Below are 8,149 nucleotides of genomic sequence, written 5' to 3'. Positions count from 1 at the left end.
ACCAAAAATGCCGACGGCGAGTGGGTATTCCAGGCTCCTAAACTGGCCGATGGGGACTATACGATAACGGTCACGGCAACCGATAAAGCGGGGAACGAACGGACGTCCGATCTCGATTTTACCATTGATACCACGGTGGCAATCGATCAGATTACCATGTCTGATGATACCGGTTTTTCTTCGGATGACCATTTAACGAACGATACCATCCCAAGCTTTGATATTAGCGTTGCCGCAGATGTTACGCATGTCTCGGTGGCACTGGACGGCGGTGATGCCCAGACGCTGACGAAAACCAATGGCAAGTGGACCTACACCGCCAGCTCGGCGTTGACCGATGGTGAGCATTCGATTGTCGTCAACGTGATGGATAAAGCGGGCAACACAACCCAGGAAACTTTCACCTTTACTATCGATACAACGCTTACACCTGTGACGGTGGATCTTAAAGACGAGGACGACAGCGGCAGTAGTTCCGCCGATAATTACACTAACAATACCCAGCCGACGTTTGAGTTTGGTTCGCTGGATAAAGATGTTTATAGTCTGACGGTGAACCTGAACGGCAAAGATATTCCTGTGGATTTGACCAGTCAGCCGGTGAGTTTTACGCCGGATGAAGCGCTGGCAGACGGCACTTACACCTTAATTGCCACGGTGACGGATAACGCCGGAAATACCAAAGAAACTCCGCTGACCTTCACCATTGATACGCAAACGTCGGTATCGGTGGACTTTGTCGTCGGTGACGACACGGGCTATTCCGACAGCGATAACATAACGAAGAGCAATGCCCCTGAATTTGAAATCAGCGTTCCGGCGGATGTGGAGTCGGTGAGCGTAACCCTCAACGGCACGGTGACTTCGTTGACGAAGGATGAGTCCGGCCGCTGGATCTACTCGGCTCCGGCACTGGCAGATGGCAACTACACTCTCGACGTTTCAGTAGTGGATAAAGCGGGTAACACCGCCAGCACCGAACTCAAATTTGTCGTGGATACCACTCTTAGCACGCCAACAATCGATTTAGCGGCTGCAAGTGATACGGGGACCTTGTCAAACGATCACCTAACCAACGATACGACGCCATATTTCACGCTCGATAATATCGATAGCGATGCTTATAGCGTCACTGTCACTATCAACAATAAAACCTATAACGCGACGGAAAAGAACGGAGTATGGGGCTTGCAGTTACCCGATGCTGATGCCCTCCCGGATGGAACTTATACCGCAACTGTTAAGGTTGAAGATGATGCAGGCAATACCAAATCATCCTCAATGAGCTTTACCGTTGATACCATTTGCTCGGCACCGGTTCTGGCGCTGGATAATGGCAGCAACAGCGGCAGCACTGATGATAACATCACCAACGTGACGAAACCGGTTATCAGTATCAGCGGCGTACCTGCCGATATCGCCAGTATAACGGTAACTCTTGGTGACACGACGCTGTCACTGGATCCGTCGACAACGAGCTGGCAGGTACCGCAAAGCTTGGCGGATGGCGCATATAGCGTGGTCGTGACCTTTACGGATAATGCGGGTAACAGCGCATCGACAACCTATAACTTTACCGTTGATACGGTGGTTGACTCTCCTGCCGTGCTGCTGCTGGATGATACCGGGCAGAATACCACCGATAACCTGACTAACGTCTCAGTGCCGCGTATCCAGATTAGCGCGGCGGAGGAACTCACCTCCGTCACCGTCACGCTCAATGGGCACACGCAGACGCTGGAGAAAAACGCCCAGGGCGAGTGGATTTATACCGCTGACATGCTAGCGGATGGTACTTACACCACCACCGTGGAGATGGTCGATGTCGCGGGCAACCACCAGACAGAGACCCTGACTTTTACGATTGACACTCAGATCCCGCAGCCAACCATTTCGATGGATAGCGCCAGTGATTCTGGCGATAGCTCAAGTGATTCGTTAACCAATGATACGCAGCCGACGTTCATAGTTTCCGGCGTGCCGGACGATGTTGATACCGTGTTTGTTGTTATAAACGGTGCGAAATATACGGCGACACAAAATGAAGCTGGGGAATGGACGGTTACCTCAGCCAATCTGGCGGATGGTAACTACACCGCAGAAGTGACCGTTACGGATAAAGCCGGTAATACCGCTGAAAGCAGCATGAATTTTACCATTGACACACACGTTGCGCTGTCGGTGGAGCTGCTGGCCTCTTCTGATACAGGCTCTTCGCAGACGGATAAAATCACCAAAGATACGTCACCTACGTTCGGCGGTCTGACGGACAAAGACGCAACGCTAGTGGTGACCGTGCTGGATGAGAGCGGTAATGCGATTCAGACCCAAACGATCTCTCCTGCCTCGGACGGGACCTGGTCTATTACGCTGGGTGATTTGACTGATGGCAACTATACCATCTCGGTTACCGCGACCGATAAGGCCGGAAACACCCAGGCAAGCAACATTGATTTTGTTATCGATACAGTGGTTAACGCGCCGGGTGTTGCATTGAGCGAGTCCGATCCCGGGAATAACCATGAAGCCTTAAGTCTGGCGCCAGAATTCAGCGGTACTGCGGAAGCAGGATCGACGCTGGTGATAAGTATTGATGGCGTTACTGTCGCCAGTGTTGTGGCGGACAGCAACGGAACATGGTCATGGACGCCGCCGAGCGCCATTAACTCTGGCGATCATATTATTAGCGTCGTCGCGACCGACAAAGCGGGTAACGTCTCTGATGCCACTAACTTCGCCTTTATCATTCCGCTGATCGACGTCGATCCACCGACACTGCAGCTACAAACCGCATCGGATAGCGGCTCCATTGGTGACTTTGTCACTAATGATACGACGCCATCAATTACCGGGACATCGCTGCCGGGCAGCACCGTGACGATCTATGTTAACGGTGAGGTGGTTGGTACCGCGGCAACGGACTCAACCGGACGCTACAACTTTAACCTGCCAGAAATGGCTGAAGGGACCTACAGCATAGAGGTGAGCGTCATTAACCCGAACAACGGGGAGGAGGTAAAATCTGACCCTGCAAGTCTGGTCATTGACACGCATGTGGTTCCTCTTGACTGGGATATTAACGGATTAAATGATGAAGGGTATCTGAACACCAATACCCCGGTTGTGAGCGGAATCTCTGAAGCCGGCGCGCATATCAAGGTGATGATTGACGGTCGTGTAGTGGTGGAAACGGTTGCCGCCAGTGATGGTAAATGGCTGGCATCGATTACAAACATTGGCGCTGACGGAGAGCATGAGATTAGCTTCTCGGTAACAGATGTGGCGGGTAACACAGAAACCTTCGGCCCGGAGAGTTTTGTTCTCGATACCTATATTGCGCCACTGACCGTTGATTTACGCGATACGGATGATACCGGCACCAGCGATACCGACAACATCACCCAAAAAACCAGCGTTCACCTTGACGGTACCGCAGAAGCGGGCTCAACCGTTACGATCGCCAATACGCAGGGCGAGATTCTGGCTACCATTGCCGTGGAGAGCGATGGTGCATGGAGTACGGAAATTACGCTGCAGGAGGGGATGCAAACCTTTGTGGTGACTTCCACCGATGCTGCTGGCAATACCGTCTCCAAAAATATCGATATTACCCGCGATACGCAAAATAGCATCACTGACGTAGTCCTGAGTCGTGATTCCAACAGTGCGGACACGCTGGACGCCATCACCAAAGTGACTACGCCAACCCTGACGGCAGTCACCAATCCTAATGCGACGGTCGATGTTTATGTCAATGGCGAAAAAGTTGCCACGGTAACCGCCGATGCGGCAGGGACAGTGAGCTGGACGATGCCGGAAAGCGCCGACGGTTCTTATGATATTAAAATGGTGTCGACGGATGCGGCAGGCAATACCGCAACCAGTGCAACGACTACCGTTGTTATTGATACCGTAGTTGACAATTTTAGCGTCGATACGCTGCCGGACCTGACCAATAGTAAAGCGCTGAGTGTCACAGGTACCGGTGAAAGCGGCGCTACGATTACCGTCTATTTGAATGGCGTCGCGGCAGGCCAGGTTACCGTAGCGGCTGATGGCAGTTGGACGGTACCGCTGATCCTCAATGATGATGGCGAGTACAGCCTGACGGTACAGATCACGGATGTGGCCGGAAACAGCCAGACCAGCGATCCATTTGTCTTCACGCTGGATAGCCATACCGATTACCCGACCATCAACCTGGATGACGCGTCTAACTCAGGCTCGCTGGATGACAACATAACCAGCGACAATACGCCAGCCTTCCATGGTACGGGAGAGCCGGGGGCGACGATTTCTATTCTGGTGGATGAAAAAACGGTCGCAACGGTAACGGCGGATGACGAAGGCAACTGGACGTGGCAATACCCAACTACGTTGGCTGACGGTGAATATTCCATCCGCGTAGTGGCGGAAGATACGGCGGGCAATACCGCAGAGTCGGCACGCATTCTGGTTACGGTCGATACCAGCACCTGGATTGAGCTGGATAAAATGAATCCTGATGGTGGCCTCTACTCTAACGATTATGTTACCGCCCGAACGACGCCGACGTTCCAGATCAACGGTGAAACGGGTCAGCCCGTCAAGGTTTATATTGATGGTAAGTATGTGGAAACCATCACGATCTCCGGGCGAAATTATCAATATACCGTTCCGCAAGCGCTGGACGACGGTAGCCATACCATCCGCTTTGATATTGCCGATGCCGCCGGCAATACGGCCTCCACTGGCGATCAGAAGTTCACGATCGATACGGTTAACGATACTCCCGTCACGCTGGACAATATTAACGGAGAGAGCGTCGCTGACCACACCGTTGATGGTACGATTTACATCAATGATATTTCTGCAGGTATTAAGCTGAGCGGTATGGCTGAGGCTAACAGCTATGTCACTGTCAAAATTAATGGAATGACCGTTAGCAACGTCTGGGCAGACGGTACAGGAAAATGGAGCGTAAACGTTAATCCTATGTTGCTTAGCGATGCGACATGGACCGTCCAGGTGAGTTCAGAAGACCGCGCGGGGAACGACAGTACCGTCTCAACCTTCACGATAGTGATTGATACCTCCATCAGCCAGTTCACCGCCAACGTGCAGGACGACAAAGACAGTTCGGCCGATAAATGGGTAGTTAACAACCGCACGCCTGTCTTTAATGGCGTCGGTGAGGCGGGGGCTACTGTCACCCTGATGGTGGCAGGGATGGTGGTGGCTACCACCACAGTTGCCGCCGATGGCACCTGGAGCATCAAGGCCAGCGCGTTGCCTGAAGGGACCAGCAATTTAACCTTCACCATTAAAGATACTGCCGGCAATACCCAAACCATTAACCATGACATTCTGGTCGATAGCGTTGCGCCAAATACGCCAACGGTAGAGATCTCTTCCTGGAACGAAGAGGGGAACCTGTGGATCCTCTCAGGCAAGGCGGAAGCGGGAACGACCATTGTTATCAAGGATGAGTCCGGCAACGTTATCACCACGGTTAATGTCAACAGCTCCGGCAGTTGGAGTACCGCGATTAACTATCCTGATGGCGGTAAAGTCAGCATTCAGGCAGAGGATTCTGCCACCAATATCAGCGTGCCTGTCGACCTTGATGTGATGTTCACGACGCCAGCCGTGGCGCTGGATGTGTCCTCAGACGGTGGTGCGCTGGGCGACAACCTGACCAATGACTCAACCCCGACGCTGGTTTTGAGTAACATCGAGAAGGATGTCGTTGCGGTGAGCGTAACGATTGATGGAACGACGGTGCAGGCAACGAAGATCAGCGATGGCGTCTGGACCGTAACATGGGGAACTCCGTTAAGTGACGGCGAATGTGACGTTCAGGTGAGCGCAACGGATGCGGCAGGAAATACCGCAACGCAATCCTTTAGCTTTACTATTGATACTGTGCTCAGCGCGCCGGTCATCGCCATGGATGCGGCAAGCGATACTAGCACGGTGGGCGATAACATCACGCAAACCGTTAAACCGACGTTTGTCGTGACTAACGTTGACGCTGATGTGACGAAGGTAGAGGTGACCTTAAACGGCAATACGCAAACCCTGACCAAAGACGCTTCGGGTAACTGGATCTATACGCCGGAAACCCCGCTGGCAGACGGTAACTGGACCGTTGAGGTGAAAGTAACCGATGCGGCAGGGAATACTAAGCAGTCCAGCCTGGATTTCACCGTTGACACTAGTATCAGTACGCCGACGGTGGCTCTTGATGCCAGCAGCGATACCGGTGATGTCGGTGACAACCTGACGAATGAGACGACGCCAACCTTTATCCTGAGCAATATTGACCCGGATGTCACTTCGGTGATGGTGACGCTGAATGGCGAAACGCACAGCGCAACCAAAGATGAGCAGGGTAACTGGACGTATACGCCGGAAACTGCGCTGTCAGACGGTAGTTGGACCCTGAAGGTGAAAGTCACGGATGGCGCAGGTAACACTGCGGAATCTTCACTGGATTTCACCATTGACAGTACGCTAAGCACACCAACAGTAATGATGGATACGGACAGTGACACCGCAACGGCAGGGGATAATATCACCAGCGATACGACGCCAACCTTTATCCTGAGTAATATCGACCCGGACGTCACGTCGGTGATGGTGACGCTGAACGGTGAAACGCACAGCGCAACCAAGGATGAGCAGGGTAACTGGACGTATACGCCGGACACCCCGCTGGCGGACGGCAGCGGAACGTTGGTGGTGACCGTGACCGATGCGGCGGGCAATAGCGCGGATGCGTCCCTGGATTACACCATCGACACCACTATCAGCACGCCGACGATCGCCCTGGATGCGGGCAGCGATAGTGGTACGGTGGGTGATAATCTGACGAAGGATACGACGCCAACCTTTATCCTGAGTAATATCGACCCGGACGCCACGTCAGTGATGGTGACGCTGAACGGTGAAACGCACAGCGCAACCAAGGATGAGCAGGGTAACTGGACGTATACGCCGGACACCCCGCTGGCGGACGGCAGCGGAACGTTAGTGGTGACCGTGACCGATGCGGCGGGCAATAGCGCGGATGCGTCCCTGGATTACACCATCGACACCACGGTCAGCACGCCGACAGTTTCCCTGGATGCGGGCAGCGATAGCGGTGCCTCAGGGGACAACATTACTAAGGACGACACCCCAACGTTTATCCTGAGTAACATTGATCCTGATGCAACTACCGTAACGGTGACCATAAACGGCGAAACCCACAGCGCCACGCAGGATGAATCAGGCCACTGGACCTGGACACCTGAAGAGGCGCTGGCTGAAGGCACCTGGACGTTGGTGGTGAATGTCAGCGATGCGGCAGGTAATACCGCCAGCCAGTCGGTTGAGTTCACGGTCGATACCCATGTCGATAATTTTGATGTGACTTTCGATGGTACGAGTAGCCAGGAACAAACCTGGCAGACCGATGAGTCAACCTTGTCGTTTAGCGGGCATGGCGAAGCGGGAGCCCAGGTTAGCGTTTCACTGGATAATGGCGATGTGCTGACGGCAAACGTGGATAAAGACGGTAACTGGAATCTCCAGCTTGAGGATGTGGCGCAGGGCGAGCATCAGCTTACCTTCACCATTACCGACGTGGCGGGTAACACCAGCACCGTGACGCACGATGTGGATGTTGGAACCGATGACCCGGTGTCGCTACGCAGCAGTCTGTACAGTAGCGAGCAGGACACCAGGGACACCATAGAAGTGGAGTCGTCGCATCCGGTCTTTGAGTTCAACCTGGACGCCAGCATTACCCATGCCAGCGTTGAACTGGACGGTGTCACGCATCCGCTGGTGCCTTCGCCGTCTGGCTCTACGCAGTTCGACGTGCCTGTGGCGCTGGAGGATGGCCCACATTCTCTGGTATTGCGCACGCAGGACAGTGCCGGGAATAGCGAACGTCAGGATATCGCCTTTACGGTGGATACCAGTAGCCGCAGCGTCGTTGCAGGCATGGACGACGCCCGCAGCGATGAGAGTGACGCGCCGCATTCTGCAGCGGATCAATCCTCTTCGCATGAAGCAGCCAGCTTCGCGGCACAAGTGATGAGCATTAGCCAGAGCGTCGAAGATAATCAGGACGATCAGCAACATCACCATCAATAAATAACCGTTTCCCCCGTACAGGACG

The 8,149-nt window shown here is 53.6% G+C and carries 1 protein-coding gene; it reads left to right on the top strand.

What is annotated here, in order from left to right; translation table 11 throughout:
• Positions 1 to 8,124: Ig-like domain-containing protein (locus JSN25_RS20985; RefSeq protein ID WP_422678870.1), on the top strand; the 8,124-nt coding region annotated here is incomplete at its 5' end.
• Positions 8,125 to 8,149 lie beyond the last annotated feature (25 nt).

Origin of the sequence: Citrobacter cronae, assembly GCF_016893685.1 — a bacterium.
GTDB lineage: Bacteria > Pseudomonadota > Gammaproteobacteria > Enterobacterales > Enterobacteriaceae > Citrobacter > Citrobacter werkmanii.
The sequence above is the reverse complement of the archived record's forward strand: the minus strand, read 5'-3'. Positions and strand labels throughout refer to the sequence as shown.